This is a genomic window from Nonomuraea sp. NPDC049141 (assembly GCF_040648415.1).
Classification (GTDB): domain Bacteria; phylum Actinomycetota; class Actinomycetes; order Streptosporangiales; family Streptosporangiaceae; genus Nonomuraea.
In genome coordinates this window covers 307,803-333,847 of sequence record NZ_JBEZDR010000013.1, presented here as the reverse complement: position 1 = coordinate 333,847, position 26,045 = coordinate 307,803, and the positions used below count along the sequence as shown (strand labels likewise).

The 26,045-nt window shown below is 68.4% G+C and carries 24 protein-coding genes; 9 read left to right on the top strand and 15 right to left on the bottom strand.

Features of this window, described 5'->3' with window-relative positions; translation table 11 throughout:
* Window positions 1-33: 33 nt before the first annotated feature.
* Window positions 34-1,377, bottom strand: a complete 1,344-nt coding sequence (locus AB0B91_RS36745) for an MFS transporter (protein ID WP_358329758.1) — start codon at window positions 1,375-1,377, stop codon at window positions 34-36.
* Between the two features lie 196 nt (window positions 1,378-1,573).
* Here AB0B91_RS36745 and AB0B91_RS36740 point away from each other — a divergent pair, with 196 nt between their 5' ends.
* Entirely contained in the window at window positions 1,574-2,674 is a 1,101-nt protein-coding gene (locus AB0B91_RS36740) for a HoxN/HupN/NixA family nickel/cobalt transporter (RefSeq protein WP_358329755.1), read from the top strand.
* Between the two features lie 481 nt (window positions 2,675-3,155).
* On the opposite strand, the gene AB0B91_RS36735 is transcribed toward AB0B91_RS36740, so the two are convergent.
* Window positions 3,156-3,773 carry a DUF305 domain-containing protein gene (locus tag AB0B91_RS36735; RefSeq protein WP_358329753.1) on the bottom strand — a complete coding sequence of 206 codons (618 nt, stop codon included), beginning with the start codon at window positions 3,771-3,773 and terminating at the stop codon, window positions 3,156-3,158.
* 79 nt (window positions 3,774-3,852) lie between these two features.
* On the bottom strand, window positions 3,853-4,248 hold the full coding sequence (locus AB0B91_RS36730; RefSeq protein WP_358329750.1) for a DUF6153 family protein: 396 nt from the start codon (window positions 4,246-4,248) through the stop codon (window positions 3,853-3,855).
* A 535-nt stretch (window positions 4,249-4,783) separates the two neighbouring features.
* Between AB0B91_RS36730 and AB0B91_RS36725 the strand changes: the two genes are divergently transcribed.
* From AB0B91_RS36725 to AB0B91_RS36710, 4 genes are all read left to right on the top strand, one after another.
* A complete protein-coding gene (locus tag AB0B91_RS36725) occupies window positions 4,784-4,909 on the top strand; it encodes a hypothetical protein (protein WP_358329747.1) in 126 nt (41 codons plus the stop codon).
* 64 nt (window positions 4,910-4,973) lie between these two features.
* Window positions 4,974-5,348 carry a BlaI/MecI/CopY family transcriptional regulator gene (locus AB0B91_RS36720; protein WP_358329744.1) on the top strand — a complete coding sequence of 125 codons (375 nt, stop codon included), beginning with the start codon at window positions 4,974-4,976 and terminating at the stop codon, window positions 5,346-5,348.
* Window positions 5,345-6,295 carry a M56 family metallopeptidase gene (locus tag AB0B91_RS36715; RefSeq protein WP_358329742.1) on the top strand — a complete coding sequence of 317 codons (951 nt, stop codon included), beginning with the start codon at window positions 5,345-5,347 and terminating at the stop codon, window positions 6,293-6,295. Before AB0B91_RS36720 ends, AB0B91_RS36715 begins: the two co-directional genes overlap by 4 nt.
* A gap of 33 nt (window positions 6,296-6,328) precedes the next feature.
* Window positions 6,329-7,198: a F510_1955 family glycosylhydrolase gene (locus tag AB0B91_RS36710; RefSeq protein WP_358329739.1), complete on the top strand. Its 870-nt coding sequence runs from the start codon at window positions 6,329-6,331 to the stop codon at window positions 7,196-7,198.
* 227 nt (window positions 7,199-7,425) lie between these two features.
* Here the strand turns inward: AB0B91_RS36710 and AB0B91_RS36705 are convergent, their stop codons facing one another.
* From AB0B91_RS36705 to AB0B91_RS36690, 4 genes are read right to left on the bottom strand one after another with little or no spacing between them, the layout of a single operon-like run.
* A complete protein-coding gene (locus AB0B91_RS36705; RefSeq protein WP_358329736.1) occupies window positions 7,426-9,669 on the bottom strand; it encodes a heavy metal translocating P-type ATPase in 2,244 nt (747 codons plus the stop codon).
* Window positions 9,670-9,692: 23 nt separating this feature from the next.
* Window positions 9,693-10,589: a hypothetical protein gene (locus AB0B91_RS36700; RefSeq protein WP_358329733.1), complete on the bottom strand. Its 897-nt coding sequence runs from the start codon at window positions 10,587-10,589 to the stop codon at window positions 9,693-9,695.
* A complete protein-coding gene (locus AB0B91_RS36695) occupies window positions 10,586-10,798 on the bottom strand; it encodes a copper ion binding protein (RefSeq protein WP_358329730.1) in 213 nt (70 codons plus the stop codon). Before AB0B91_RS36695 ends, AB0B91_RS36700 begins: the two co-directional genes overlap by 4 nt.
* A gap of 22 nt (window positions 10,799-10,820) precedes the next feature.
* Window positions 10,821-11,102 (bottom strand): metal-sensitive transcriptional regulator, encoded by a 282-nt coding sequence (locus AB0B91_RS36690; RefSeq protein ID WP_358329727.1) that lies wholly within the window; start codon window positions 11,100-11,102, stop codon window positions 10,821-10,823.
* Between the two features lie 279 nt (window positions 11,103-11,381).
* On the opposite strand from AB0B91_RS36690, the gene AB0B91_RS36685 reads away from it, so the two are divergent.
* A complete protein-coding gene (locus AB0B91_RS36685; protein WP_358329724.1) occupies window positions 11,382-11,741 on the top strand; it encodes a hypothetical protein in 360 nt (119 codons plus the stop codon).
* A 60-nt stretch (window positions 11,742-11,801) separates the two neighbouring features.
* Window positions 11,802-13,337 carry a multicopper oxidase family protein gene (locus tag AB0B91_RS36680; protein ID WP_358329721.1) on the top strand — a complete coding sequence of 512 codons (1,536 nt, stop codon included), beginning with the start codon at window positions 11,802-11,804 and terminating at the stop codon, window positions 13,335-13,337.
* 270 nt (window positions 13,338-13,607) lie between these two features.
* Here the strand turns inward: AB0B91_RS36680 and AB0B91_RS36675 are convergent, their stop codons facing one another.
* Entirely contained in the window at window positions 13,608-14,153 is a 546-nt protein-coding gene (locus tag AB0B91_RS36675; protein WP_358329718.1) for a CGNR zinc finger domain-containing protein, read from the bottom strand.
* An 81-nt stretch (window positions 14,154-14,234) separates the two neighbouring features.
* Here AB0B91_RS36675 and AB0B91_RS36670 point away from each other — a divergent pair, with 81 nt between their 5' ends.
* Window positions 14,235-15,467 (top strand): MFS transporter, encoded by a 1,233-nt coding sequence (locus AB0B91_RS36670; protein WP_358329715.1) that lies wholly within the window; start codon window positions 14,235-14,237, stop codon window positions 15,465-15,467.
* Window positions 15,468-15,535: 68 nt separating this feature from the next.
* On the opposite strand, the gene AB0B91_RS36665 is transcribed toward AB0B91_RS36670, so the two are convergent.
* Window positions 15,536-15,856: a hypothetical protein gene (locus AB0B91_RS36665; RefSeq protein WP_358329713.1), complete on the bottom strand. Its 321-nt coding sequence runs from the start codon at window positions 15,854-15,856 to the stop codon at window positions 15,536-15,538.
* A gap of 265 nt (window positions 15,857-16,121) precedes the next feature.
* On the opposite strand from AB0B91_RS36665, the gene AB0B91_RS36660 reads away from it, so the two are divergent.
* On the top strand, window positions 16,122-16,307 hold the full coding sequence (locus AB0B91_RS36660; protein ID WP_358329710.1) for an alpha/beta fold hydrolase: 186 nt from the start codon (window positions 16,122-16,124) through the stop codon (window positions 16,305-16,307).
* 245 nt (window positions 16,308-16,552) lie between these two features.
* On the opposite strand, the gene AB0B91_RS36655 is transcribed toward AB0B91_RS36660, so the two are convergent.
* The 6 genes from AB0B91_RS36655 to AB0B91_RS36630 form a co-directional block, all read right to left on the bottom strand.
* Entirely contained in the window at window positions 16,553-20,029 is a 3,477-nt protein-coding gene (locus AB0B91_RS36655) for a ThuA domain-containing protein (protein ID WP_358329707.1), read from the bottom strand.
* 397 nt (window positions 20,030-20,426) lie between these two features.
* Entirely contained in the window at window positions 20,427-21,260 is an 834-nt protein-coding gene (locus AB0B91_RS36650; protein ID WP_358329704.1) for a sugar phosphate isomerase/epimerase family protein, read from the bottom strand.
* A 38-nt stretch (window positions 21,261-21,298) separates the two neighbouring features.
* On the bottom strand, window positions 21,299-22,495 hold the full coding sequence (locus tag AB0B91_RS36645) for an ABC transporter substrate-binding protein (RefSeq protein WP_358329701.1): 1,197 nt from the start codon (window positions 22,493-22,495) through the stop codon (window positions 21,299-21,301).
* Window positions 22,482-23,432: an ABC transporter permease gene (locus tag AB0B91_RS36640; protein ID WP_358329698.1), complete on the bottom strand. Its 951-nt coding sequence runs from the start codon at window positions 23,430-23,432 to the stop codon at window positions 22,482-22,484. The genes AB0B91_RS36645 and AB0B91_RS36640 overlap by 14 nt, the downstream gene beginning before the upstream one ends.
* Window positions 23,429-24,442, bottom strand: a complete 1,014-nt coding sequence (locus AB0B91_RS36635) for an ABC transporter permease (RefSeq protein WP_358329695.1) — start codon at window positions 24,440-24,442, stop codon at window positions 23,429-23,431. Before AB0B91_RS36635 ends, AB0B91_RS36640 begins: the two co-directional genes overlap by 4 nt.
* On the bottom strand, window positions 24,443-25,873 hold the full coding sequence (locus AB0B91_RS36630) for a sugar ABC transporter ATP-binding protein (protein ID WP_358329830.1): 1,431 nt from the start codon (window positions 25,871-25,873) through the stop codon (window positions 24,443-24,445).
* Between the last annotated feature and the right edge of the window lie 172 nt (window positions 25,874-26,045).

Below are 26,045 nucleotides of genomic sequence, written 5' to 3'. Positions count from 1 at the left end.
TCTCCCCGGGCACGGTGCCCGGGGAGATCGCGTTCAGTGGTGGTGTGCCACCGGTTCGTGGTGGTGGATGTCGGCGGGTTGGCGGCGGTCAAGGGCCGCCCAGGTGATCAGGGCTGTGAGCAGGCCCGCGGTGGTCAGCAGGCCGCCGACCCAGTTGACCGAGGCCAGTCCGAGGCCGCCGTCGATGGCCACGCCGCCGAGATAGATGCCGACGGCGCTGCCGAGGGTGAAGGCGGAGATGTTGGCCGCCGAGGCCACGTCAGGCGCGTGCCCCGCCGCGGTCATCACCCGCAACTGCAGCGGCGCCACCACGGCGAAGGCGGCGGTGCCGAACACCAGCATCATCACCACGGCCGTCGCCTGCGCCTCGATCGCGTACGTCATCACGAACAGCGCGATCGCCAAGGCGGCGAGCGTGCCGATCACGGCGGGCATGGTCCTCTTGTCGGCCAGCCGCCCACCGAGCGTGTTGCCCGCGAACAGGCCCACCCCGAACAGCAGGAGCAACGGCGTCACCCAGCCGGACCCGAACCCGGTCACCTCGGTGAGCTGCGGAGCGATGTAGACGTAACTGGTGAAGACACCGCCGTAGCCGAGCATCGTGGTCAACAGCGCGCCCCACACCGCCGGGCGGCGCAGCGCGGCCAGTTGCTCGCGCATCGACGGCCCCTGGCCACCGCCTCCCAGATGGGCCAGCGCGTGCGCGTCCAGCCCCTCGAACTCACTCCCGGCAACGTGCTGCTCATGACTGGCTGCGGGCCCGTGGTGCTCGTGCTGGTGCTCGGGCTGGTGTTCGTGCTGGTGGACGTGCTGGTGGACGGCGGTCTGCTGGGGCAAGGCGGCCAGCAGGCCGAGCAGCGCCAGCCCGCCGAAGGCCACCAGCGTCCAGAACGTGAACCGCCAGCCCAGCGCCTGCCCAACCGCCGCCCCGATGGGCGCGCCGAGGATCGTGGAGGCGGTCAGCCCGGAGAACACCACCGCCACCGCCCGCCCCTTACGGGCCGGATCCACGAGCTCTGCCGCGAAGACCGCCGCGATGCCCAGGAACGCCCCATGTGCCATCGCGGAGACGACCCGGCCGGACATGATGAACGCGTACGTGGGCCCAAGGGCCGAGATCAGGTTCCCGAGCAGGAAGACGCCGGTGGTCAGCAGCAGCATCGACCGCCGGCCGAACCGGGTGCCCAGCGCGGTGAACACAGGGGCGCCGACGGCCACGCCGAGCGCGTACACGCTCTCCAGATGACCGACCGCGCCGATCGAGACGTTGAGTGCCTGTGCTATCTCTCGTACGACTCCGGCGACGATGAACTCGTCGGCCCCCATGGCAAAGGCGCCGAGCACCATCGCCCAGATCGCGAGCGGCAACTTCCTCATCGCAAGCTCCTCTGAGGTTGGAAGACCGGCCTCCCGGAAGATCCGGCAGACCCTCACACCCGCCCGGAACCATATACCCCCTATGGGTATTCCAGATTACGATGTGGATTTCTCAGGCGACGCTTCATCTGCTATGCCATTTAGTAGCGAATAGTCCGCAGTTGCTAGCCTTGTGCAGAAGCTACGGAGGGCTCCCATGCAGACCAGCAGCCGACGATTCAGCCGGACCGACGTCCTACGTCTGATCCCCCTGTTCGGCGTCGTCGCCGCCCTGCACGTGGCAGGCTTCGGACTGTTCGCCTATTACAACGCCCAGCCCGCCTATCACAACCTGACCGACGGCCGCGGCCAGCTCGTCTTCGCCTCCGCCGCCGGGATCGTCTACCTGCTCGGCATGCGCCACGCCTTCGACGCCGACCACATCGCCGCCATCGACGACACCACCCGGCTCCTGCTGCAGAAGGGCCGGCCCTCGCAGGGCGTGGGGCTGTTCTTCTCGCTCGGCCACTCCACCGTCGTGCTGGCGTTGTCCGTGGCGGTCGCGTTCGCCACGCAGGCGGCCGTGCGGTTCCAGAGCTCGTTCGCCGACATCGGCGGCATCATCGGCACCACCGTCTCAGGCGCCTTCCTCTACCTGGTGGCCGGGCTGAACCTGGTCATCTTCGCCGGTATCTGGAAGATGTGGCGACAGGTACGCCACGGCGCCTACGAACCGGAGCGGCTCGAACGCCTGCTGGCCGAACGCGGCCTACTGAACCGCCTGCTCAAAGGCCGCTACACCCGGCTGATCAACGCCAGCTGGCACATCTACCCGGTCGGCCTGCTGTTCGGGCTCGGCTTCGACACCGCCACCCAGGTCGGCCTGATCGGCGTCTCCGCCGGAGCAGCCGCGGGCGGCCAGCTCCCTCCGCTGGCCATCATCTCGCTACCGTTGATCTTCGCCGCAGGCATGTCGCTGTGGGACACCCTCGACGGCGCGTTCATGTCCCACGCCTACAACTGGGCCTTCAGCAACCCGCTCCGCAAGATCTACTACAACCTCTCCACCACCGGCCTGTCCATCTTCGTCGCCTTCGCCGTCGGCACCGTCGAACTGCTCGGCATCCTCGCCGACCAACTCGGCCTGGCCGACCGCCAGCCCTGGGCCGCTCTCGCCGCCATCGACCTCAACACCATCGGCTACGTGATCGTCGGCGCCTTCCTGCTGACCTGGCTGGGCAGCGTCGCGTACTGGAAACTCGCCAAGCTCGAACAGCGCTACGCCCAAGCGGTGACCGCCGAAGCCGACTCCCGATGAACAGATCTACTATTCACGTGTAGTACTAATGTGGACACGGGGAACATCGCGCATACGGAAACCGGGACGGGGGAAGACGTCGTCCTCATCGGCGGGTCAGGCATGACCGCCGGTGTCTGAAACCTGCCGTTCAAGCCCTCGCGGAGCCGCTACGGACTGGCATCCGGCGAGCGCGAACACCGTATCGGACTTCAGCATCTGCGAACCGAACCTGTCCTTCTCTCTCGATGACCGGAACCGAGTCCACACCCAGTACAACGAGCCGACCGCCTACAACAGCTCGATGGGCATCATGGTGGCGTTCGGAGGTGGTTGAACGGGGTCGCGGGAGGCTCGGATCAGGGGGGTACACCCCGGCGACAAGAACTACCCCCACCGCCACGAGCGCGATGCGAAGGCGTCGTTCCCCGGACATTGTCGAACCCTCCATCGAGATGAGACCGCCCGGGCGCGGGAGCGCGCCCGGGCAGGTCTTCGGCTGTCAGAGCCTGTCGGCGATCTTCTGGAGTTGTTCCACCTCGGCCTGCTGCGCGGTCTCGATGGTCTTGGCCAGTTCCTTGGCCTCCGGGTCGGAACCGTTGGCCTGCTCGGTCTTGGCCATGTCGATCGCACCCTTGTGGTGTTCGATCATCTGCTGGACGAACAGCTTGTCGAACGCCTTACCCTTGGCGGCCTCCAGCTTCTTCATGTCCTCCTCCGACATGACGCCCGGCATCGCGTGGCCCATTCCGCCCTCGGGTAGAGGCTTGCCCCAGTCGGTCAGCCAGCCCTTCATGGTCTGGATCTCCGGGTCCTGAGCCGCCTTGATCTTGGTAGCCAGCTCCTTGACCTCCGAATCGCCGGCACCCGTGGCAGCCATGTCGGCCATCTCGACGGCCTGCTCGTGGTGCGGAATCATCATCTGCGCGAACATCACGTCCGCGTCGTTGAACGTCGCTGACACCGACGGCTGCGCGCTGGCCGAGGTGGCGGCCGGGGCGCTGCTGCTGGCCATTCCCCCATGTGTCGCCATGGAGTCGGCGTTGGAGTCGCCGCTGCTCCCGCAGGCGGTCAGCAGAGCGAGCGCGCCCCCGGCGACGATGTACGAAATCTTGTTCATGGTGGTGTGTTCTCTCGATGTGTTGGGACTGCCGGCCTGGTCGCGGACAGCCTCGGAGCCCGTCCGCGTGGGCGGCGGCCTATATGCGCAACATCGAAAGACGTGCCAGGCGCAAGGAGGTGGTCTTCGGCGGGGGTCTGGCGACCCGCTGGACAGATGAGGAGGACAGGGTGTTCGCGCTGGTACGGCGCCGGTCCTTGATCCAGGCGGCCAGCACCAGCACGATCACCAACGAGGTCAGGACGGCCAGGCACACGCTCGTCGGATCGAGCCCGGGCATACCCCCACCGGGCACGACCCCCTGGCTTCCCGAGGAAACAGACTCCCGCAGCATGACGGACGCATCGCCCGGCGAACCACCGTGCCTGCACTCGGCATGCCCCAGCGTGTGCATCCCGTATACGCCCAAGGCGAGGATGACGAGCAGGAAGCCGCGCACGACCCGCAACGCGAGACGCCGCTCCAGCACTCCCACCAGCCCTCTCCTCGGTGAACGGATACCTTCCGTGGCGCACCACTCTACTAACACACTTCGTAGTACGCCGATATGGAGAGGTACGGCGCGCAGCAGGCATCCGTTCACCGGAAGGAAGGTCAGACTGCGGTCAGTTCGTAGCCCGCCCCTTCGACGGCGTCGCGAACCAGGGCCTCCTCAGCGGTTCCAGCCCCGTGCCGCTGGTGAGTCAACTTCGACGCGGGTGACCACGTCCACCTTGGAAATCTCCGTCCGCCGCAGGTCATTCGCTCACCTTGTACGTGCCGCTCATGACGTCTGTCTCCTCTTGGTGCAGATAACTAACCCCCGAGGGGCGCCTCCCTGGCCGGCCTGCGTGCCGTGCAGACGCTCAGGCGAGAAGGCTTCACCGGCGACATCACCCTGATCGGCGCCGAGCGCCAAGCCGGATGCCGGCCTCCCCTCCTTCGCCACCCATATGCACGGCGCCCGCAGCCAGACCGCCGGACTGCCGCACCTGGCTGACGAGAGCTGCCTGGTAACCGGGGAACCGGACGTGAACCGATTCGCGATCGCCTTCGCCAGGAGCGGCGTGCTCGTCGGCGCCGTGAATACCCCCAAGGACCTGATCCGCCTCCAGCGCGCCACAGTCGCGGCCGACCGCCTGGACGCTGTCGCGTGACCCAAGGCCGCTATCTACGATCCCCGGTAGCATGGGACTGACCGAAGGTGGAGAGGACTGTCCGATGGTGCGTGGCCTGGGAGAGCTGGAGTCCACGATCATGGATCGGATGTGGGCCATCAAGGCGCCCGCGTCGGTCAGGGACGTCCTCGAGCACCTGTTGAATGACCGCACCATCGCCTACACGACCGTTATGACCGTGATGGACAAGCTCCACACCAAGGGCCTGCTCAAGCGAAAGCCGATTGGCCGGGCCTACATCTACGAGGCGGTGTCCTCGAAGGAGGCGTACACCGCCGACGTGATGCGCGAATCCCTGGGCAGGAGCGGCAACCAGGCGGCCACGCTGGTGCACTTCCTCGAAGGACTCAGCCCCGAGGAGGCGAGCGCGCTGGAGACGGCACTTCAGGTCTACCCGCGAGCAGGACGCCGCTCATGACGGTGGCGGTCATCCTCGCGCTGTACGCCGTCTTCGCGGCCGTGTTGCTGCCGAGGGTGCTGGGGCGGGTTGGCTGGACCGATCGCGCGCCGAGGCTGGCGATCGCGATGTGGCAGGCGGCGAGCGCATCAGTGGTCGCCTCGGCGTTGCTGGCCGCGTTCGCGGTGGCGGTGCCCGCCTCCGTGGTGGGGCACGGGCTGGCCGGGCTGTTCGAGGCGTGCGCCATGCTGCTCAACGACGGGGCCACGCTGAGCACCACCAGCACCCGGGTCGGCCTCACGGTGGGCGGGCTGCTGCTGGCGCGACTCGCGTACATGGGCGGCGCGGTCTTGTTCGGCGCCCGCCGGGAACGACGGCGACACGCCGACGCGCTGGCTCTGCTGGGACGGCACGACGTCGATCTCGGAGCGATGGTGGTCGACTACGAGCAGCGGCTGGCGTACTGCCTGCCCGGCCGGAACGGGCACGCGGTCATCACCACCGGGGCGCTGCGCTCGCTGGCACCCGAGCAGGTCGCGGCGGTGCTCGCACACGAGCAGGCGCACCTGAACGGACGCCACCATCTGGTGCTGGCCGCCGCCGACACCTTGACGCGAGCCTTCCCGAGGGTGCCGCTGTTCGCGCGGGCCCGAACCGAGATCATCCGGCTGGTCGAGCTGTTGGCCGACGACGTCGCGGCACGCCGCCACCCGCGCATCCACATCGCCGCCGCCCTCGTCCAGTTGGCGACGGGCAAGGTGCCCGCGTTCGCCCTCGGGGCCGGCGGTGCGACCGCCCTGGCTCGGGTACGTCGGATGCTCGGACCGCAAGCGCCGCTGGACCGGCGGGAACGCCTGGCCGGCCTGCTCGCGGTGACGCTGCTGCTCGCGGGTCCCGTGACCCTGGCCATGGTGCCGGGGGTGAGCGCGTTCCTCGCCCACCACTGCCATTCGCTCCTCGGTCTCTGACTTCACTACGATAGACCGTAGTAGTATCTGGCCATGCAACATGTGGGTCGGCGGCTGCTTTCGGCAGCCGCGCTGAGCTTCACCTTGGTCGCGTGCGGACAGGCACCTCCAGAGCACGGCGGAACGAGCAGGTCCGATCTTGGGGTGGGCCACGTCCACGGAGTGGGCGTCGATCCGGCCGATGGCGCCCTGTACGTCGCCGGGCACTATGGGCTGTTCAAGGTCACCTCCCCGACCACCATCGCCCGCGTCGCCGACCGGAACCAGGACCACATGGGCTTCACGATCACCGGCCCCAAGACCTTCCTGGCCAGCGGCCATCCCGCCGCCGAGGACGTCTCACCGGATCGTCCGCCGCACCTTGGACTGATCCGCTCCACCGACGCGGGGCTCACCTGGAAGACGATCTCGCAGGACGGCTCCGCCGACTTCCACTCCCTCCAGCTCGCGGGCGAGAACCTGTACGCCTTCGACAGCCAGACCTCGAAGGTCTGGCGCAGCGCGGACGGCGGCGCCACCTGGACCCAAGGCACCGAAGAGAAGGTCCTCGACCTGGGCGTGAGCGCCGAGAAGCCCACCCGCCTGTACGCCACCACCCCGCAAGGACTGAAGGTGAGCGAGGACGGCGGCGTGAACTTCGTCGAGGTGCCGAACGCCCCGCTGCTCAGCCATGTGGACGTCCTGGCGACCGGCCTGATGGTGGGCGCAGGGGCCGACGGCCGCATCCACACCAGCCAGGACGACGGCAAGACCTGGACGACCGTCGGCAAGCTACCCGGCCAGGCCACCGCGTTCACCGCCGTGGACCGCCGGCGACTCCTGGCCGCACTGGAAGACGGCACCGTCCTTGAGTCCAAGGACGGCGGCAAGACGTTCACCACAGCCTTCGCCCCCGCGAACTAACCTGCCAGCGCATACGCCACAAGCCGGCCTGCCGCCCGCTCATGCGGCCATGCCCGGATGCCTGCCGGGTTGCTGCGCCGCCGACGGTCGCGGATCGCCGTCCACGCAGCCTGCGGGAGCTCCCCCGTAGCGGCAGAACCTCGGATGGGCGATCGGCTGCGACTGCCCATCCGACGTGACATGCCGATGGCTCCGAGCGGTGCTGCTCGGAGCCATCGGATCAGGGGTTACTTGAAGCGGCGCAGCCGCAGGCTGTTGCTGACCACGAAGACGCTGGAGAACGCCATCGCGGCTCCGGCGATCATCGGGTTGAGCAGCCCGAGCGCGGCCAGCGGCAGGGCGGCCACGTTGTAGGCGAACGCCCAGAACAGGTTGCCCTTGATGGTGGCCAGCGTGCGGCGGGACAGGCGCAGAGCGTCAGCGGCCACCCGCAGGTCGCCGCGGACCAGGGTCAGGTCGGAGGCCTCGATGGCGGCGTCGGTGCCGGTGCCCATCGCCAGCCCCAGGTCGGCCTGGGCCAGCGCGGCGGCGTCGTTGACGCCGTCGCCGACCATGGCCACGACCTTGCCCTCGGTCTGCAGCCGCTTGACCACGTCCACCTTGTCGGCGGGTAGCACCTCGGCGATCACCTCGTCGATGCCCACCTCGGCGGCCACCGTCCGGGCCACGGCCTCGTTGTCACCGGTCAAGAGGACCGGTGTGAGGCCGAGGCCGCGAAGCTGCGCGATGGCTTCCTTGCTGGTCGGCTTGACCACATCTGCGACCACGAGCACGGCGCGGGCCTCGCCGTCCCAGCCCACCGCCACCGCGGTGCGCCCGGCGGCCTGCTCGTCGGCCAGCTTGCGTTCCAGCTCGACGGGCAGGTGCTGCGACCATTCGGCCAGCAGCCTGGGGCGGCCGACCAGCACCGCGTGCCCGTCCACGATGCCCTGGACGCCGAGGCCTTCGACGTTGGCGAAGTCCTCGGGGGTGGGCAGGTCACCGATGCGGGCGGCGGCGCCCTTGGCGATGGCCTGGGCGATCGGGTGCTCGGAGGCGTGCTCCAGCGCTCCCGCCAGCCGCAGCACCTCGCTCTCGTCCTGACCGTCGGCCAGGTGGACGCTCGTGAGGGTCATCTTGCCCTCGGTCACCGTGCCGGTCTTGTCCAGCACGATCGTGTCGATCCGGCGCGTGGACTCCAGCACCTCCGGTCCCTTGATCAGGATGCCCAGCTGGGCGCCGCGCCCGGTGCCGACCAGCAGCGCCGTCGGCGTGGCCAGGCCCAGCGCGCACGGGCAGGCGATGATCAGCACCGCCACCGCGGCGGTGAACGCCGCGCCCACGCCGTCACCGGTGCCCAGCCAGAACCCGAGGGTGCCGATGGCCAGGGCGATCACGATCGGCACGAAGATGCCGGAGATCCGATCGGCCAGCCGCTGGACCTGCGCCTTGCCCGTCTGCGCGTCCTCCACCAGCTTGGCCATCTGGGCCAGTTGGGTGTCGGCGCCGACCCTGGTCGCGCGGATGATCAGGCGGCCGCCCGCATTCACCGTGGCGCCGGTGACCGCGTCGCCGACCCCGACCTCGACCGGCACGGATTCGCCGGTCAGCATCGAGGCGTCAACCGCTGAGGTGCCCTCTTCGATCACCCCGTCGGTGGCGATCTTCTCGCCGGGCCGCACCACGAACCGGTCCCCGACCTGAAGCTGGTCGCTGGGGACGCGGGTCTCGACGCCGTCGCGCAGTACCGCGACGTCCTTGGCTCCCAGTTCCAGCAGGGCCCGCAACGCGGCGCCGGCGCGGCGCTTGGAACGGGCCTCGAAGTAGCGCCCGGCCAGGATGAACGCGGTGACCCCCGCTGCGGCTTCGAGGTAGATGTTGCCGGAGCCGTCGGTGCGCTCGATGGTGAAGGCGAACGGGTGCGTCATGCCGGGCGTGCCCGCGGTGCCGAAGAACAGCGCCCACAGCGACCAGCCCAGCGCAGCGATGGTGCCGATCGAGATCAGCGTGTCCATCGTGGCGGCGCCGTGCCGCAGGTTGGTCCAGGCGGCCTTGTGGAACGGCCAGCCCGCGTAGACCACCACCGGCGCGGCCAGCGTCAGCGACAGCCACTGCCAGTTGGTGAACTGCAGCGGCGGGATCATCGCCATCGCGATCACCGGCACCGCCAGCACCACCGAGGTGATGAGACGGCTGCGTAGCGGACGCAGTTCGTCCTGCGCCTCTTCCTCGGCCGTCGCCGTCTCGCTCCTGGGCGGCGCGGGCAGGGCGGCGCTGTAGCCGGCCTTCTCGACTTCGCTGATCAGCGTCTGAGGGTCGAGGTCGTCGGAAAAGGTGACCTTCGCCTTCTCCGTCGCGTAGTTGACCGTGGCCGTGACGCCGTCCAGCTTGTTCAGCTTGCGCTCGATCCGGTTGGCGCACGACGCGCAGGTCATGCCGCCGATCGAGAGTTCGACCGCGTTGAGCGGACGGTCATCAGTGATAGAAGACATCACCGTTCTCCTTCCTGTCTCGATCAGTGGCCGTGCGTGTCTTCGGCGGCCGGAGTGCCCGCCGTCGCGGGTGCCGCCTCGGCGGTGAAGTCGGCGGTACGGACCTTGTCCTGGTGCTGGAAGTCCAGGAACAGCCGGTAGTCACCACCGGAGGGCACCTCGGCGTAGAAGGTGATCTCCGGCCCCGCCTTCTCGCCGGCCTCGGGGTGTACGTGCAGGTAGGCCAGGTCCTTGGCGCGCAGTGCGACCAGATGGCCGTACGCGCCCAGGTACGGCTGCAGGTCGGTGACCGGCTTGCCGTCCTTGCCGACCTTGAGGGTGAGCTTGCTGGCCTTGCCCGGAAGCAGGTCCCCTTCGAGGGTGACCGTGTAGCCGTCGACCGTCGCCGTACGGCTGACCGGAGGCAACGCCTTCGGCTGGTAGGCGCCCGCGACGGACAGATCGGTGCCGAGGGTCAGCCCGCTGCCGCCGGTGGGGGCGAAATCGGCGAACGCACGGTAGGCGCCCGCCTCGGGCAGCGTCAGCTTGACCGACCAGACACCGCCCCCTGCCTCGACCGGGTGCAGGTGCTGGAAACTCGTCAGATCCCGGGACGCGACGATGAAGTGCAGCTTCTTGTCGTGCTCCACCTGGTAATCAGTCACCGGCCTGCCATCGGGACCGATCACGGTGAATTGGAAATCGGTGGGCTCGCCCGGCTTGATCGCCGTGGTGAGCGCGTTGAGGGTGTAGCCGTTTTCGGACACTTGGAGCCCCCCAGGGGTATCACTCTTCGCCTGCTCGGCAGGCATCGCCATTGCGGCGTGGTCCTCGGCCGGTGGGGCGCCGATCGGGCCCACCACCTTGCCCGCGCCCAGGGCGCCGCCGAAGACGACGGCGAGCCCGAGGACGTAGGAGCCGAGTTTGGCGGCGGTATTCATGACCCGCTCACCACCTCGTAGCCGGCCTCCTCGACAGCGGCGGCGATCTTCGCCGCGCCAACCGGGCCGTCACTGTCAACGGTCAGCAGGCCACTGGCCAGGTCCACCTCGACGTTCGTCACGCCGGGCACCTCGCCGACCTCTTCCTTGACCGAGCTGACGCAGTGTCCGCAGGTCATGCCCTTAACGGTGTAAGTAGCGGTGCTCATATCAATGTCTCCTTCAACGCGGTCAAGAACGGACGAGCCTGGCGATGGCATCGGAGGCTTCCTTGACCTTGGCGTCCGCCTCGGGGCCGCCCTTCAGAGTGGCCTCGGCAACACAGTGGGCCAGGTGCTCCTCCAGCAGCGACAGGGAGAACGACTTCAGCGCGCTGGTCGCCGCCGACACCTGGGTCAGGATGTCGATGCAGTACTTGTCCTCGTCGACCATCCGTTGCAGGCCGCGGATCTGCCCTTCGACGCGACGCAGCCGCGTCGCGTGATCCTGCTTGCTGTTGCTGTATCCGGCCATGTCCAGCCTCCCGTCGGGTGCGTCGCCGAGAACAACACCATACCCCCCTACCGTATTCCACCGAACCTCGGAATGTTGAAATGCCACACGTGATCCGCAAACCAGGCGTGCTCGAAGGGCCCGCCGAAGCCTCCCGGCGACACTCGAGGCGGCGCTGGGCAGCACGGGCAGCCCGCCCTCGACCGCGACCCGACGGCGCCGAGATGCGGTGCTCGACACGACGACAAGTCCTGGACCGGAAATACTATGCACAATAGGCGATGGCACTATTCTGGAGGCATGAGCCGAGCACATCGCATGGTCTTGCGACTAGTGTTGCTCGTAGCTTTGATGCTCGGCGTTGTGGCGATGCACTCGCTGGGCCATCTCAGCGAACCCGGCATGTCCATCGACACCCACCATTCCTCCATGCAGGCCACCAGCCTCTCCCACACCGGACAGCCTCCTGCCGGCGACCACGCCACCATGGCGGGCTGGGTGTGCTTGGCGATCATCGGCATGGGTGTGCTCCTGCTCTGCCTGGAGTCGCGCGGTCGCCGCACCTCCAGCGCACCCTCCCGTACCGGCCGCTGGTTGCGGCTCTGGTCACAGGTTCTGCGCGGCCCACCGCCGACTCGCACGGTCGTGTTGCGGATCTAGAGCGTCCCCGGACCAGCTCTCGATCCCTTCCCTGTACGACCTTCCAAGCGAGGCATCACCATGACCATCGATCGACGCACCCTGCTCAAAACCGGCCTCGGCCTGCTCGGCGGGGCCGCCCTCACAGCCTGCAGCGGCAATGAGAGCCGTATCTCCTCCCCCTCCTTCGTCACCCCGACCGGGACTCAGGTGCGCGCCGCCGAGCAGGCCCGCCGCCCGGGCGCTGTCAGGGATTTCCGCCTGGTCGCCGCCGAGACCCAGGCCGACCTCGGCGGCCTGACCGTACGGACCTGGGCGTACAACGGCCGCATCCCCGGCACCCCGATCCGGGTGAACACGGGCGAGACAGTACGCGCCAGCCTGGTCAACCGACTTCCCGCTGACACCAGCATCCACTGGCACGGCCTGGCGCTGCGCAACGACGCCGACGGCGTGCCCGGCGTCACCCAGCAGCCGGTCAAGACCGGTGCCGGGTACGTCTACGAGTTCACCGCACCCGACCCGGGCACGTACTGGTTCCACCCGCACTCCGGCACCCAGCTCGACCGTGGCCTGTACGCGCCGATGATCGTCGAGGACCCCCGCGAGCCGCTCGGCTACGACGAGGAGTGGGTCGTCGTCCTCGACGACTGGCTCGACGGCGTCACCGGAACTCCAGAGGACGTCCTGGCCGAGCTCTCCCGAGGCATGGGCGGCATGAACCACGGCGGCATGATGGGCGACGGCGCGTCCCCCAGCCCATCGCCCAGCTCATCGCCAGGCAAGGGCGGCCACATGCTGATGGGCGCGAGGAGCCCGCTGCTCGGCGGCGACGCGGGCGACGTCCGCTACCCGCACTTCCTGCTCAACGGCCGTCTCCCCACCCAACCGGAGACCTTCACCACCAAACCCGGCACCCGGCTGCGCATCCGCCTGATCAACGCCGGCGGCGACACCGCCTTCCGCGTCGCCCTGGCCGAACACCGCCTGACCGTCACCCACACCGACGGCTTCCCCGTACGGCACACCGACACGCAGGCACTGCTCATCGGCATGGGCGAGCGCTACGACGTGCTCGTCACCCTCAAGGACGGCGTCTTCCCCCTGGTCGCGCTGGCCGAAGGCAAGAACGCCACCGCCCGCGCCCTCATCCGTACCAGCGCACAGTCCCGGGCCCCACGCGCGGACCAGCGCCCTCGCGAACTCGACGGCACGGTGATCCGCTATGCCGACCTCCGGGCAGACGATTCCGCGCGGCTGCCGTCCAAGCAGCCGGACCGCACCGTCAAGCTGGAGCTCACCGGCGGCATGATGGCCTACGACTGGGCGATCAACGGCCGCAAGTACGACCCAAAGATCATCACACCGATTCGCTCCGGGGAACGGGTGCGCCTGTCCTTCGTCAATCGCACCACGATGTGGCACCCCATGCACCTGCACGGTCACACCTTCGCCCTGCAGAGCGGTGCCCGCAAGGACACCGCGATCGTCCTGCCGAACAGCACCCTCGACGTCGACTTCCAGGCCGGCAACCCGGGCATCTGGATGATCCATTGCCACAACGTCTACCACGCCGAGTCCGGCATGATGACGTTGCTCGGCTACGAGCAAACCTGACCGAGCTACCGTGCTGTCCCCTGGGCAGGCTTCAAGCGACAGACCGTCTCGTGGACCTGCCCCAGGCGGCGGCCGCCGGCCAATGGGACCGCGAAGGAGTGATCGGCGTACGGGAGTCGTCGCCGAGACCGATGGTCAAGATCCGCGCTAGAAGAGGACCACGCCGGACGGCTCCCTCTAGTGGACGTCAAGCCGCACCTGATCGAGTCCGCGCACACCGAACAGGTCTGGGAAGCGACCCGTCTCCTGCAGGAGCACCACAAAGCTTGATCAGGATTGGCGGCGGCTGCGGTAGGCGGCGGTCTTGGCGCGGGCCGTACACGCCGTGCTGCAGTAGCGGCGGGAGCCGTTGCGGGTCAGGTCGATATAGACCGCCTCGCACTGGTGCGCCTCGCATATCCCGAAGCGGTCGGGACCGTAGCCGTCCACGATGAGGGCCAGCGCCGTGGCGAACTCGCCGCCGAGGGCCTCCACCTGAGTACCGAACGAACCGTGGAAGTGCAGGTGGAACGGCTGGCCGACGTCCTCCACCAGGTACGGTTGCGCCCCGTACTTGCGGATCATCGCGTTGATGCGGGCGGCCTGGTCCGCCGGACGCTCGGCCAGCAGCGCATGCCGCAGCTCGATGGCCAGCTCGGCCAGACGCTCCCCCGCGTCCGGGACAGCGCACAGGGCCGCGCTCGTACGGTCGCCGAACTGGGCGGCGAACGCCGTCGCCAGGTCCTCTCCTGACAGCGGCTTCACCGAGCCGCCACCCCGCGAGCGCGTCGTGGCCAGATTGACCAGCTCAGCGATCAGCGGAGCCTGCCGAGTCACGTTACAGGCTATCTCCACTTGACCAGTAACACCTTTCCTTGTGTTATAGGCGTAATCGAGTTAGATAGTAACGGAGCCTCAATGTTCGCGCCCTATCGCCGTCTGCTAGCCCATCCGGGCGTCCTCAACTTGCTCATCGCCGGGCTCATCGTCAAGCTGGGCACGCCTGTACTCAGCCTCGCCCTGCTGCTGGCCGCTGTCGACCGGCTTGGCTCCTACTCCACCGCCGGACTCGTGCTCACCGGCCACGCGTTAGCCCTGGCCACGTGCGCGCCGCTCGGCGGACGTCTCGCCGACCGGTACGGCCCGCGACCGGTGCTGACTGGCTACCTGACCGCCCACGCCCTCGCCTACGCCCTGCTTCTGCTCGCCCCACCTGCCCTGATGATCAGCGCGGCGGTACTGCTCGGCGCCACCACCCCGCCCGCCGGATCCGTCATCAGAAGCGCTTGGCCACGCCTCGTCCCCGCCGCCTCCCTGTCCGTGGCCTACGCGGTCGACAACGCCGTCAACGAGTTGATGTTCATAGCCGGCCCCCTGTTCGTGCCGGTCCTGACCTGGGTCATCCCAGCCCACAGCGTGGTGACCACCGCCGGTGCCGCCGTACTGCTCGGCACCGCGCTACTTCTGACCTCCCCCGCGATACGGCAGGCCGCGCCCACCCCGCCAGGCAAGTTTCACCTGGCCGGGCCGCTCACCCACCGGCGCACCCTCCTGCTGCTGACCGTCGCCGCCTTCGGCACCTTCACCTTCGGCTGCCTGCGTATTGCCACGGTCGCCTCGGCCACCGCCTTCGGCTCGGCCGCCTCCGCCGGCGTGCTGATGGGCCTGCTGTCAGCCGGCGCCCTCCTCGGCACCCTCGGCTACGGCGCGCGAGCATGGCCCATCACCGGCAGTCGCCTGCTCGTCCTGCTCTCACTCGCCGAGGCAGCCGTCCTGCTCGGCGGGGCCTGGGCACCCGGCTTCGCGGCACTCGCCGTACTGATCACTCTCATCGGACTGGTGACCGGACCGCGTGACGCCGTTGTGCCAGCCCTGCTCGCCGACCATGCCCCCGCCCGCTACCGCACTGAGGTCTTCGCCTGGCTCAACACCTTCATGTGGACCGGCTACGGCCTGGGCACCGCCGTCGCCGGCCGGCTCACTGGTCCCCACGCCACCGGCGGCGCCGCGTTCGGCGCCGCCACGGCCGCGGCCCTGACGGGTGCGATTCTGGCAACCGTCGCCTGCCGGTTCGTCTCGCCCGTACCGACGCCCATGGCAGTGCCGACCGAGGGCCCTCACCGCGAATCTGATCACAAGGCTGACAACTGAGGCTCAACCGAGGGCCAGGTAGAGATTGCTCGTAGGCGCATTTGGACAGTAGGAAAGCGAGGCCCGGGTCAGTCCTCGCCTACGACGGTCAGGGCGTCGTCCAGCGCTACGGCGATCGCCGCGGCGCGGGAATGATCGTCCAGTCGTCGCGTCAGGTAGGCACAGCCGTGCCGGTGCTTGAGCGACCACCAGGCGGCCGAACCGCCGATCCCACCCTTGGCGATCTTGCCGCGGTCTCGTACGAACCCCAGCGTCCAGGTGATCCTGGTGCCGAAGACCTCATCGAAGTCGGTGACTTGGGAAGCCAGGAGGTCGGCGTGCAACTGCGGCCCGAGCAGCGCGCATACGGGGCCGTCCGCGCTGGTCAGCTCACTTCGCACACCCCGCACGGACGATCTTTTTCTCGAAAATACCCATGCTGGGTATATGGGACAACGGCCGGAGACCCGCGAGCTTGCCCTGGCCGGCCGCGATGACGGCGCTACACGGCTCCCATTTTTCGAGACACAATGACATTGACATATACATGATGTATCGCAAAACTGACCGCCATGGCTCACAACAGCTGGGCCGAGTTGGAGCCCCCTGAGTGAGCCGGTCACCGATGACAGCCGCCGGCCACGCTGACGCGGGCCCTCGCGCGAGGAGGAGCACATGAGCATCTGCGAAGTTCCTGGGGCAGGCCTTTATTACGAGACCTACGGCAACGGCCCTCTCCTGATCATGATCCCCGGGGCCAGTGGCACCGCCGACAGCTTCCGCATGGTGGCCGAGCATCTGGCGGCGCACCACACCACACTCATCTACAATCGACGCGGCTTCTCACGCAGCAGCCGTTGACGAGGCGAACCTACAGCGGCTTCAAGAGCTCATCGCCAGAGACCTCGAAAGGTTCGGCAAACGCGACCACCTGAAGGTGGACTGGCAACCCCGGGAACAGACCGCACCAGCCGATCCGCCGCCTCGCTCTTCGCCTGCCGACTCGGAACTGCTCTCTGACCTGTAAAAAATACCCCCGCCGCCCAGACCGCTGGAGCCGCCGCAGGAGGGCGGGCCGGCTCCAGGGTGCGGACGTCACATGGCGTTCAGACGCGGGTCCACTTCTGGTTGTTCTGGCTGTTGCACGCCCAGATCTGCACCTTGGTGCCGTTGGCGGTGCCGGCACCGGCGACGTCCAGGCACTTGTTCGCCCCCACTGCCGTGATCGTGCCGTCGGCGTTGAGGCGCCACTTCTGGTTGTTCTGCCCGTTGCAGTCCCAGATGATCGCGGCAGTGCCGTCCGCCGTCCCGGCCCCGTTCACGTCCAGGCACTTGTTGCCGTACACTCGCAGCTCACCCGCGGCAGTCGACGTCCACTGCTGGCTGGACTGCCCGTTGCAGTCCACGATCTGCATCTGTGTGCCGTTCGTCGGCGAGGCTCCGTTGAGGCACCGGTTCGACCCCACACCCCGCAGCGCGCTCGTGCTGCCGGGGGGCGGGCCGTCACCCTGCCCGACGCCCTTGCCGTTGAAGGTGAACGAGTCCACGTCGAACGAGTTCGCCGACGACGCCTTGAACACGACGTAGACATTGCGGGTGCCACCGGGGTCGGTGACCCGCACCGCGGGCAGGGACGCGTAGGTGTTCCATCCGCCGGTGGCCGTCACGGGACTGGAGGCGATGAGCGCCCCGGTCGGCGAGTCGGCGTGCAGTTCGATGGACGCCCCGGTGTTGGACGGCGCCGAGACCCGGAAGGACACCGTGTCGATCCCGGACAGGTTGATCGGGCTGAAGGAAGTCCAGTCGTTGTTGGAGATGTCGCCGATGCGCCTGCCGCCTTCGGCTCCGGGCTCGTCGACGATCCGGATTCCGGACGAGCCGGCGAAGTGCTCGGCCTGCTTGTGCTTGGGCTGCAGGGTGATGCCGGTGCTGCCCTTCAGGCCGCCCTTGTCGGTGTAGTCGGCGGACAGGGCGTAGTAGACGTTGGACGCCTCGTCATGGCCGGAGGCGGTGGTCGTGACCGTTCCGGAGCAACCGGTGTACTGGCCGGTGTCGTGGGCGTGCTGGTCGTGGCCGAGCGCCGTGATCACGTTGACCTTGGTGCAGTCGACGGCGCCGTCCTCGAGGTCGGTGACGTTGACCGTGTAGGCCACTCGGTCGCCGAAGTCGATGAACCCGCCGTCGGGCGGAGCCGAGAAGACGACCTTGGGACGGGTGTTGCCGACGACGATGGGCAACGTGACGCTGCCCGTCTTCCCGCCGGAGTCCCGTACGGTCAGTTTGACGGTGTAGGTCCCGTTGGCGCTGTAGGTGTGGGACGGGTTGGCGCTGGTGGAGGTCCCGCCGTCGCCGAAGTCCCACGCGTAGGTGATCGCGTCGCCGTCGGGGTCGGACGAGCCGGCCGAGGAGAACGCCACCGTAAGCGGCGCCGCGCCCGAGTCAGGGTTGGCGTTTGCCTTGGCCAGGGGTGCGCGGTTTCCGACCACGTAGTCGACCCGATAGACGCTGTCATCGGTGTTCTCGTGGCCGAAGCCGTTGCCCCAGTCGGCCATGTACAGGGCGCCGTCCGGACCGAACTTCATGTCGATCGGCGCATGCGGGGCGAGCTGTGCCACAAAGGGGTTGATCTTCAGGAGGTTGCCCGAGGAGTCCAGCCGGAACTCCTTGACGAAGTTGCGGCTCCATTCATACAGGAACGGCGTGCCGTCGAAATACTCGGGGAACTTGCGGTCAGAGCCACTGGCCGGGTCGTAGCGGTAGAAGGGGCCGCCCATCGGGGCGGCACCGCCGCAGCAGTTGATCTCGGGAAACTCGGCCGAGGCATGGTAGTTGTACCAGACGGTCGCGGGCTTGGCTGCGGGCAAACTGGTCACGCCGGTGTTGTTGGGCGAGTCGTTGACCGGTGCCGAGCAGTTGAACTTCGCGCCGGAGGTGTTGGTGGCGAAGTTGTAGTCGTTGAACGGGATGTTGTTACCGACGCAGTACGGCCAGCCGTAGAAGCCCGGCTGCTTGATCAGGTTCCACTCGACGGTGCCCTCGGGACCGCGACTGGGGTTCGCGGCGCCGGCGTCCGGGCCGTAGTCACCCAGCGAGATCCAGCCCGTCACCTTGTCGACCGAGAAGCGGAACGGGTTACGGAAGCCCATCGCGTAGATCTCCGGCCGCGTCTTGGCGGTGCCGGACGTGAACAGGTTGCCGGACGGAATCGTGTAGGTGCCGTCGGGCTCGGGGTGGATGCGCAGGATCTTGCCGCGCAGGTCGTTGGTGTTGGCCGCGGACCGCTGGGCGTCGTAATGCTCCCGGCCCGGCCGCTCGTCGATCGGGGCGTAGCCGCTGGACCCGTTGGGATTGGTGTCGTCACCCGGGCCGATGTACAGGTTCCCGCCCGGCCCGAAGGCGAGGTAGCCGCCGGTGTGGCCGGGTTCGTCGACGTTCCGGTACGCCGGAACCTCGATGATCTTCTTCTCACTCGCCAGGTCGAGGCTGGTGCCGTTGAAGGTGAACCTCGATACCCGGTTCACCTCACCGCCATTGGACGGCGAATAGTTGACGTAGATCCAGCCGTTGGTGGCGAAGTTCGGATCCAGCGCCAGCCCGATGCCACCGTCCTCACCGCCGTCGTACACCGGCAGGGTGGCGATGACGCGCGTGCCCCCGCCATTGGCGGGGATCAGATTCACCTTGCCCGAGCGCGAAACGTAGAAGACCCTGCCGTCGCCGGCCACGTCGAGTTCCATCGGCTGGTCCGGTGCGCCGTCGAGGGTCACCTTCTGGAACCGGGCCGCGACGGTGCCGCCGCAGTCACCCGGCGCCGCACCCGCCGCCCACTTCACCCCACCCAGCAGGTGCTGCTTGAACGGCGACTCCGAATAGGAGGACGCCTGGTGGCCCATCGCGGTGGCCCACACCCGGCCGCCCTCCGGATTGTGACACCAGGAGATCGGGTGATCGGCACCCATCTTGCTGGGCCCCGCGTCATAGGTGGTCTCGTCCGCGCTCACCAGCACGTGCACCGAGCCCCGCAGGTTCTTGTCGAAGTTGTACCACTCCTCCGAGCGCACCCACCGATCCGGCAGCCCCTTCGTGGAAGGGTGAACCTTGTCGGCCACCTTGGCGGTGCCCTGCAGGATCGCCGAATGCGCGGTCATGTGCGCGCCGGCCAGGGCGATCTGGTCCCACCAGGGGAACTGCGTCTCGATGTTCATGTCGGTGGCGTTGTGGATCGCGACGACGCCGTGGCCGCTGCGCACGTACGCCTGGAAAGCCTGACGCTGGGCGTCGTTGTCCCACACCATGCCACTGGTCTGCAGCATGATCACAGCGTCGTAGGTGTTCAGGGTCGCGGTCGTGAAGACGGCGGAGTCCTCGCTCTGGTCGAGCTGGAAGTTGTTGTCGGCCGCCAGCTGCTGGAACATCGCGACACCGGCGGGGATGGAGTCATGCCGGTAGGCGCCGCTCGCGGTCTTGCTGAACAGCAGCACCTTGAACTGCGGAGCGGCCGCGTGCGCCGCCAGCGGCACCGCGGACAGCCACAGCCCTAATAAGGCCGCGGCGAGGGCGGAAAGCAGGCGTGATCTTCGCATGAAGGATCTCCTGGGGGTTACCGGCAACGGTCGGAGCTGAAGGGCGGGAAGGCGTGGGTCGTCTCGGCCGATGCCGGTCGTCTTCAGCAGCGGCCCACCCATCGATCCGGGCGGCGGGGCCTGACCATGCGACAAGGTGTCGAATCGATTCGCAATGAAAATAGGTCGGGCCAAGGAACGTGTCAAGCATGCTTATCCGGCCAGCGGATCCACGACCATCTTTCCGCTTCTCCTGGCCAGGGCCTCGCTGCCTTTATCGGAAATCTGCAGGTGCAGGCGGTATCGCCAGTGCCGCGCTGTCCCACCGACATTCAATGGGGCAAGGAAAAGTCATTCAATAAGTATGAAACTTTCACGGCCGGCTGCCGCCGGCTCGCCCAATGAGTCACCGCCTTGATCAGAGGGTGCGCAGGTAGGCGAGGCCGTCCACGGCCAGCGCGTCCTGGCTTTTCGCGAGGGGCCGCCAGATGGAGGCCGCGGTGGCGATGGTCTGGTTGTAGGCGGTGAACGACTCGATGACGAGCGGCCCTCGATAGCCGACGTCGTGCAGGGCTCGGGTGAAGCCGGGCCAGTCGAAGCGGTCGGCCCCCGGCGTGCCGCGATCGGTGCCGCACACCTGCACGTGCGCGATCCGATCCGCCGCGACCCGCACCGCCTGGGCGGGGTCTTTCTCCTCGATGTTCATGTGGTAGGTGTCGAGCGCCAGGTGGCAGTCCTCAGGCAGCGCGTCGAGGGCCTGCTCGACGGTGTTGACGAGGCTGGTCTCATACCGGTTGAGCGGCTCGACCGCGAGCCTCACCCCATGCTCGGCCGCGTAGTCGAGGACAGGCCGCAGCCGCTCACGCAACTCGGCGTAGACCTCCCGGCGCTCGTCCGGTGACAGCCGCCACGTACGGCCGACCGAGGCGTACGCCGGCCCCCCGATCACCGGGGAGCCGACGGTCACCGCCACGTCGACGCAGTGCCGCAGATAGTCCTGGGTGTCGCGGACGGTCTCCGGGGAGGCGGCCACGAGCTCGCGCCCCGGCGGCATGACCAGCACCACGGACGCGGCCAGCCCGTGCTCGGCCAGCACCGCCGCGGCCTTGTCCGGATTCCAGTCGGCGGGTTGCTCGACGGGCAGCTCGACGACGTCGAAGCCCCACCCGGCGATGCGGGGCGCAAGCCGCGCCAGGTCGTCGTCGGTCAGCGAGGAGACCCAGACCCAGGTGTTCACACCGATGGAGAACATGGCGTCCCTCTTCGTCGTCGGTTCGCGGAAGGAGCCGATCAGCTCTTCTTCCCACCCCAGGCCTCCGGGAACCCGGGAAGGTCCTCACAACCGCACAGGGCGTAGTGCAGCGGCGGCATGTTGGGCTTGAGATAGGTCGACAGGTTCTCGCTGGTGACCTTCGGCTGCGGCAGGTTCCACATCTTGGGCACCTCCGCGCCCTTGAGGATCTTCAGCGCGGCGATGATCGGCGTGCGCCACTGGTAGGTGGGGTAGGTGGGTGCGACGGCGGTGAGGCCCGCGTCCTTCCACTTCTGCAGGAAGTCCTGCTGGTCCTCGCCGTTGATCGGCGGCACCGGCACGCCCGCGTCCTCGAACGCCTCGATCGCCGCCACCGCCGTGGCGCCCGAGTCCATCCAGACGCCGTCGATCTTGCCGTGCCGCTGGATGTAGTCACTGACGATGCTCTTGGTCTTGGCGGCGTCGCCGTCGGTGAACTCCACCCCCACCACCTGGAGCCGGCTCTTGTCGAAGGCCACCTTCGCCGCCGACCAGCGGGTCTCCAGCACGTCCACGCCCGGCAGGATGCGCAGCGCCAGCACCTTCCCGCCCGCCGGCACCTTCTCGACCAGGAACTCGGCGGCGTCGGCGCCGAAGGCGTAGCCGCCGATGGGCTTGATGAACGTCACCGGGCAGTCCGTCTCCACACCCCGGTCGAACACGATGACGGGCACCTTCCCGCAGGCGGCCGTCACGGCGGGGGTGAGCGTGGCCGTGGTGTTCGGCGAGACGATCAGCGCGTCGCAGCCCTTGGCCTGCAACTCGGCGATGTCGGAGATCTGCTTGTCGTCCTTGCCCTCGGCGTCGAGGGCCGTGAACTTCTCGATCTCCTTGTGCAGGCCGGCCTCTGCCTGCATCGTCTTCCAGCCGACCTGGCGCCAGGGGTTGTTGACCGCGGCGTTGGAGAAGCACAGGTGGTACGGCCCGTCCTTCTTGTACTTCGCCGTGTCGATTATCTTCGGGGCGATGGCCTGCTCCCAGGGCTTGTCCGTGGGCCCCTGCGGCGTCTGGGAGCGCATCGCCAGCTGGGCGTCGAATTCCGCCCGCACGAAGAACTTCGACTGCGCGCCCGTGCCCGAACCCCGAGCGCTCGCGGCGGGCGCCGCGGGTTGTGTGGTGGCCGCCGGCTTGTCGGTGGTGCAGCCGGCGAGGACGAGCGTGGCGACCACGGCGACCGCGGCCTTATGACGCGGCATGTGCGTCTCCTCTTCGGGGGGTGAACTTCCGGGGAAGCCGGATGGCTCCCGCCGCGACCGCGGCGATGATGATGACGCCCTGCACGGTGAACTCCAGCGCCCCCGAGATTCCGTACAGGTTGAGCAGGGTGAACAACGCCTCCAGCGTGAAGGCACCGGCCATGGCGGCGAGCACGGAGCCGCGGCCGCCGCCGAGCACCACGCCGCCGAGCACGACCGCGGTGATGGCCGAGAACTCCAGTCCCTGGCCCGCCTGGGCCGAGACGCCGGCGAAGCCGCCGAGCAGGATCGCCGCGACGGCCGCGGCCAGACCGGAGAGCAGGAAGGCGAAGATCTTGGCCCGGTCGACCCGGACCCCGGACAGTGCCGCGGCACGCTCGTTGTCACCGGTGGCGATGAGCGTCTTGCCGAAATCGGCGCGCGTGAGCCAGATCGCCGCCGCGCCCACGGCCAGCAGGATCAGCACCGACCACGGCACCGGCCCGAGCCCGCCGCGGCCGAACGTCCGGAAGCCCGCCGACAGCGCGCCACGCGGCGCGCCGCCGGTCCAGAGGAAGACCGCCCCGCTGAGGACGAGCAGCATGCCGAGCGTCACGATGAACGACGGCACCCGCAACTTGGTGGTGACCACGCCGTTGAGCAGTCCGACGAAGAGCCCGAGGACGATCAGCAGGGCGAGGACCGGCCAGGTGGCGGACTCGTCGCCGTCGATGAGCCGCGCGGCGATCACCACTTCGGCCGTCACCAGTGAGCCGACCGACAGGTCGAACTCGCCGGAGACGATGACGAAATACTGGCCCGCGGCGAGGATCACCAGCGGCGCGGCCCGTTTGAGGAACGCCAGGAACCCGGCGGGCTCCAGGAAGTAGGGGTTCACGACCGCGATCGCGGCCAGCAGCACCACGAGGACCGCGAGGATGGGAAGTGCCCGCTTCATGCCGACCGCCTTGTTCCGCGCCGGGCGTAGACGGCCACCGCGATGACGATGACCACGCCGCGGACCACGTCCTTGACGAAGGAGTTGACCTCGAGCTGGTTGAAGATGGTGTCCAGGACGGCCAGCAGCAGGACCCCGCCCACGGTTCCGGCGACACCGCCCTTGCCGCCGGCCAGTGCGGTCCCGCCGAGCACGACCGCGGCGATGGACTCCAGGTCGTAGCCCCCGTCGGTGCCGACTGTGGGCGCCCCCGCCCCGAGCCTGCCGGCCAGCAGCAGGCCCGCGACGCCGGCGCAGACGGAGCAGAGCATGTGGGTGATCACGATGACGCGGCCCGTACGGATCCCCGACAGGCGGGCGACCTCCTCGTTCCCGCCCACCGCGTAGATCCGGTATCCCAGCCGGGTCCTGCTCAGCAGGAACCAGGCCAAGACGGCCACGCCCGCCCAGAGCATGGCGGAGACGGGGATCGGCCCGAGGCGGGAGTAGCCGAGGAGCTGGAACGACTCGGGCACCTTGCCCGCCGGGCCGTCGTACAGGTGGTCCACGATGCCCTTGATGATCAGGGCGACGCCGAGCGTGGCGATGAAGGCGTGAACCTGGAGCCCGGTGATGACCAGCCCGTTCACCAGCCCCACCAGCGCGCTGATGGCCAGCACCGCGGCGACCGCGGGCACGATGTTCCCGTCCTGGCCCGCCATGATCTCCGCCGCGACGAGCGAGGCCAGGCTGATCAGGTAGGCCACGGACAGGTCGAGCGACCCGGCGAGGATCGCCAGCGTCTGCCCGATCGCCACGATGCCGAGCGCCGCCGAACGCTGCTGGATCCCGACGACGCTCTCCATGGTGAGGAACTGGTCGCCATGGAGCGCGACGAGGGCCCAGCCGACCGCGACCAGAGCGAGCAGCGCGAGGAACACCACCTGCGTGGGTTCGCGCAACCGCGCCGCCAGGCCGCCGCGCGCCTCACCGCGGCGGGCGGGACAGCGGACGCGCACGAGCAGGTTCATTCAGGCCACCTCTCCGGCGGCCAGGCGCATGATGGCCTCCTCGGAGGCCCCGGCCGGCAAGGTGCCCGCGACGCGGCCGTCGCGCAGGACGACGACGCGATCGCTCATGCCGATGAGCTCGGGCAGCTCGGAAGAGATCATCATGATGGCCATGCCGTCATTCGCCAGTTCGCGCATCAGATCGTGGATCGCGGCCTTGGCTCCGACGTCGACGCCCCGGGTCGGTTCGTCGAAGAGCAGCACCCGCGGCGCCATCGTCATCCATTTGGCGAGCACGACCTTCTGCTGGTTGCCTCCGGACAGGTAGCGGACCTCCTGTTCCTGGCGCGGAGGCGAGAGGCGTACCCGTTGGAGCAGGTCGCGGAGGCCGTTGCGGTGCCTGGCGCCAACCGCGCGGGCGACGAGCAGGACGTTGTCGCGCACGGACTGGCGCGATGCGAGCCCTTCGGCCTTGCGGTCCTCGGTCACCAGCCCGATGCCCATGGCAACGCCTTCCCGGACCGAGCGCGGGCGCGACGGGCTCATCTCGCCCGTGGTGAACGGCTCCGCGCCGAAGATCGCTCTGGCGAGTTCCGATCTGCCGGATCCCTGCAGGCCCGCGATGCCGACGATCTCCCCGGCACGCAGCTCCAGGTCGATGTCGCGGAGCTTGTGGTTGCCCGCTCCGCGGAGGCTGACCCGAACCTCGCCGGCGCCCGCCGAGCGGGGCGGGAAGTAGGTGGCGAGGTCGCGGCCCACCATCAGGCGGATCAGCTCGTCAGGGGTCACCTCGCCGATCGGGCACGTGGTGACGCGCGAGCCGTCCTTGAGCACGGTGACCCGGTCGGCGAGGTCGAACACCTCGCGTAATCGGTGGGAGATGTACACGACGGCGACGCCGCGTTCCCTCAGCCGCCCGATCAGCCGGTGAAGCAGCTCGACCTCGTGCTCGGCGAGCGCCGCGCTGGGCTCGTCCATGACGACGAGCCGGGCCTTCACCGACAACGCCTTGACGATCTCGACGAGCTGCTGCTGTGCCACCGACAGGCGTTTGACGGCGTCGCGGGGGCCGAAGGGGTCCTCACCCAGCTCGTCGAGGAGCCGTGCGGTCGCCGTCTCCATGGCGGTCCGGTCGACCAGGCCGCGCCTGACGGGCTCACGTCCGAGGAAGACGTTCTCGGCGACGGTGCGCTCGGGCAGCAGGTTGAACTCCTGGTGGATGATCGCGATGCCGGAGCGCTGCGCCTCGAGCGGGTGGCCGAAGGAGATGGGGCGACCGTCGATCTCGATCGTGCCCTCGTCCGGCGCGTGAATCCCGCAGATGATCTTCATCAGGGTGGACTTGCCGGCGCCGTTCTCGCCGACGACGGCGTGGACCTCACCGGCCGTCACGTCCAGGTCCACTCCGGACAGCACCCGCACGCCCAGGAAGCTCTTGCCGATGCCGCGCATGCTCAGCACGCGGCCCACCGGCTATCGGCAAGTTCCCGGCTTATATCTCTCATCCTGCGGGATGCTAAGCGGGCTTATATCGACGGTCAAGCAGAGCTCGCACCTGATACGAGCGGTGATGTCGGTAAGCGGCGGATGATTGGACAAACAATAAGCCTGCTTATGCTTGACC

Bases quoted from the DNA above. Each gene is read 5' to 3' on its own strand.
- AB0B91_RS36685 (WP_358329724.1), top strand. From the start codon at position 11,382: ATGAGCCGAGCACATCGCATGGTCTTGCGACTAGTGTTGCTCGTAGCT.
- AB0B91_RS36645 (WP_358329701.1), bottom strand. From the start codon at position 22,495: ATGCCGCGTCATAAGGCCGCGGTCGCCGTGGTCGCCACGCTCGTCCTC.
- AB0B91_RS36740 (WP_358329755.1), top strand. From the start codon at position 1,574: ATGCAGACCAGCAGCCGACGATTCAGCCGGACCGACGTCCTACGTCTG.
- AB0B91_RS36670 (WP_358329715.1), top strand. From the start codon at position 14,235: ATGTTCGCGCCCTATCGCCGTCTGCTAGCCCATCCGGGCGTCCTCAAC.
- AB0B91_RS36680 (WP_358329721.1), top strand. From the start codon at position 11,802: ATGACCATCGATCGACGCACCCTGCTCAAAACCGGCCTCGGCCTGCTC.
- AB0B91_RS36635 (WP_358329695.1), bottom strand. From the start codon at position 24,442: ATGAACCTGCTCGTGCGCGTCCGCTGTCCCGCCCGCCGCGGTGAGGCG.
- AB0B91_RS36715 (WP_358329742.1), top strand. From the start codon at position 5,345: ATGACGGTGGCGGTCATCCTCGCGCTGTACGCCGTCTTCGCGGCCGTG.
- AB0B91_RS36650 (WP_358329704.1), bottom strand. From the start codon at position 21,260: ATGTTCTCCATCGGTGTGAACACCTGGGTCTGGGTCTCCTCGCTGACC.
- AB0B91_RS36745 (WP_358329758.1), bottom strand. From the start codon at position 1,377: ATGAGGAAGTTGCCGCTCGCGATCTGGGCGATGGTGCTCGGCGCCTTT.
- AB0B91_RS36735 (WP_358329753.1), bottom strand. From the start codon at position 3,773: ATGAACAAGATTTCGTACATCGTCGCCGGGGGCGCGCTCGCTCTGCTG.
- AB0B91_RS36710 (WP_358329739.1), top strand. From the start codon at position 6,329: ATGCAACATGTGGGTCGGCGGCTGCTTTCGGCAGCCGCGCTGAGCTTC.
- AB0B91_RS36690 (WP_358329727.1), bottom strand. From the start codon at position 11,102: ATGGCCGGATACAGCAACAGCAAGCAGGATCACGCGACGCGGCTGCGT.
- AB0B91_RS36655 (WP_358329707.1), bottom strand. From the start codon at position 20,029: ATGCGAAGATCACGCCTGCTTTCCGCCCTCGCCGCGGCCTTATTAGGG.
- AB0B91_RS36705 (WP_358329736.1), bottom strand. From the start codon at position 9,669: ATGTCTTCTATCACTGATGACCGTCCGCTCAACGCGGTCGAACTCTCG.
- AB0B91_RS36695 (WP_358329730.1), bottom strand. From the start codon at position 10,798: ATGAGCACCGCTACTTACACCGTTAAGGGCATGACCTGCGGACACTGC.
- AB0B91_RS36640 (WP_358329698.1), bottom strand. From the start codon at position 23,432: ATGAAGCGGGCACTTCCCATCCTCGCGGTCCTCGTGGTGCTGCTGGCC.
- AB0B91_RS36700 (WP_358329733.1), bottom strand. From the start codon at position 10,589: ATGAATACCGCCGCCAAACTCGGCTCCTACGTCCTCGGGCTCGCCGTC.
- AB0B91_RS36660 (WP_358329710.1), top strand. From the start codon at position 16,122: ATGAGCATCTGCGAAGTTCCTGGGGCAGGCCTTTATTACGAGACCTAC.
- AB0B91_RS36720 (WP_358329744.1), top strand. From the start codon at position 4,974: ATGGTGCGTGGCCTGGGAGAGCTGGAGTCCACGATCATGGATCGGATG.
- AB0B91_RS36630 (WP_358329830.1), bottom strand. From the start codon at position 25,873: ATGCGCGGCATCGGCAAGAGCTTCCTGGGCGTGCGGGTGCTGTCCGGA.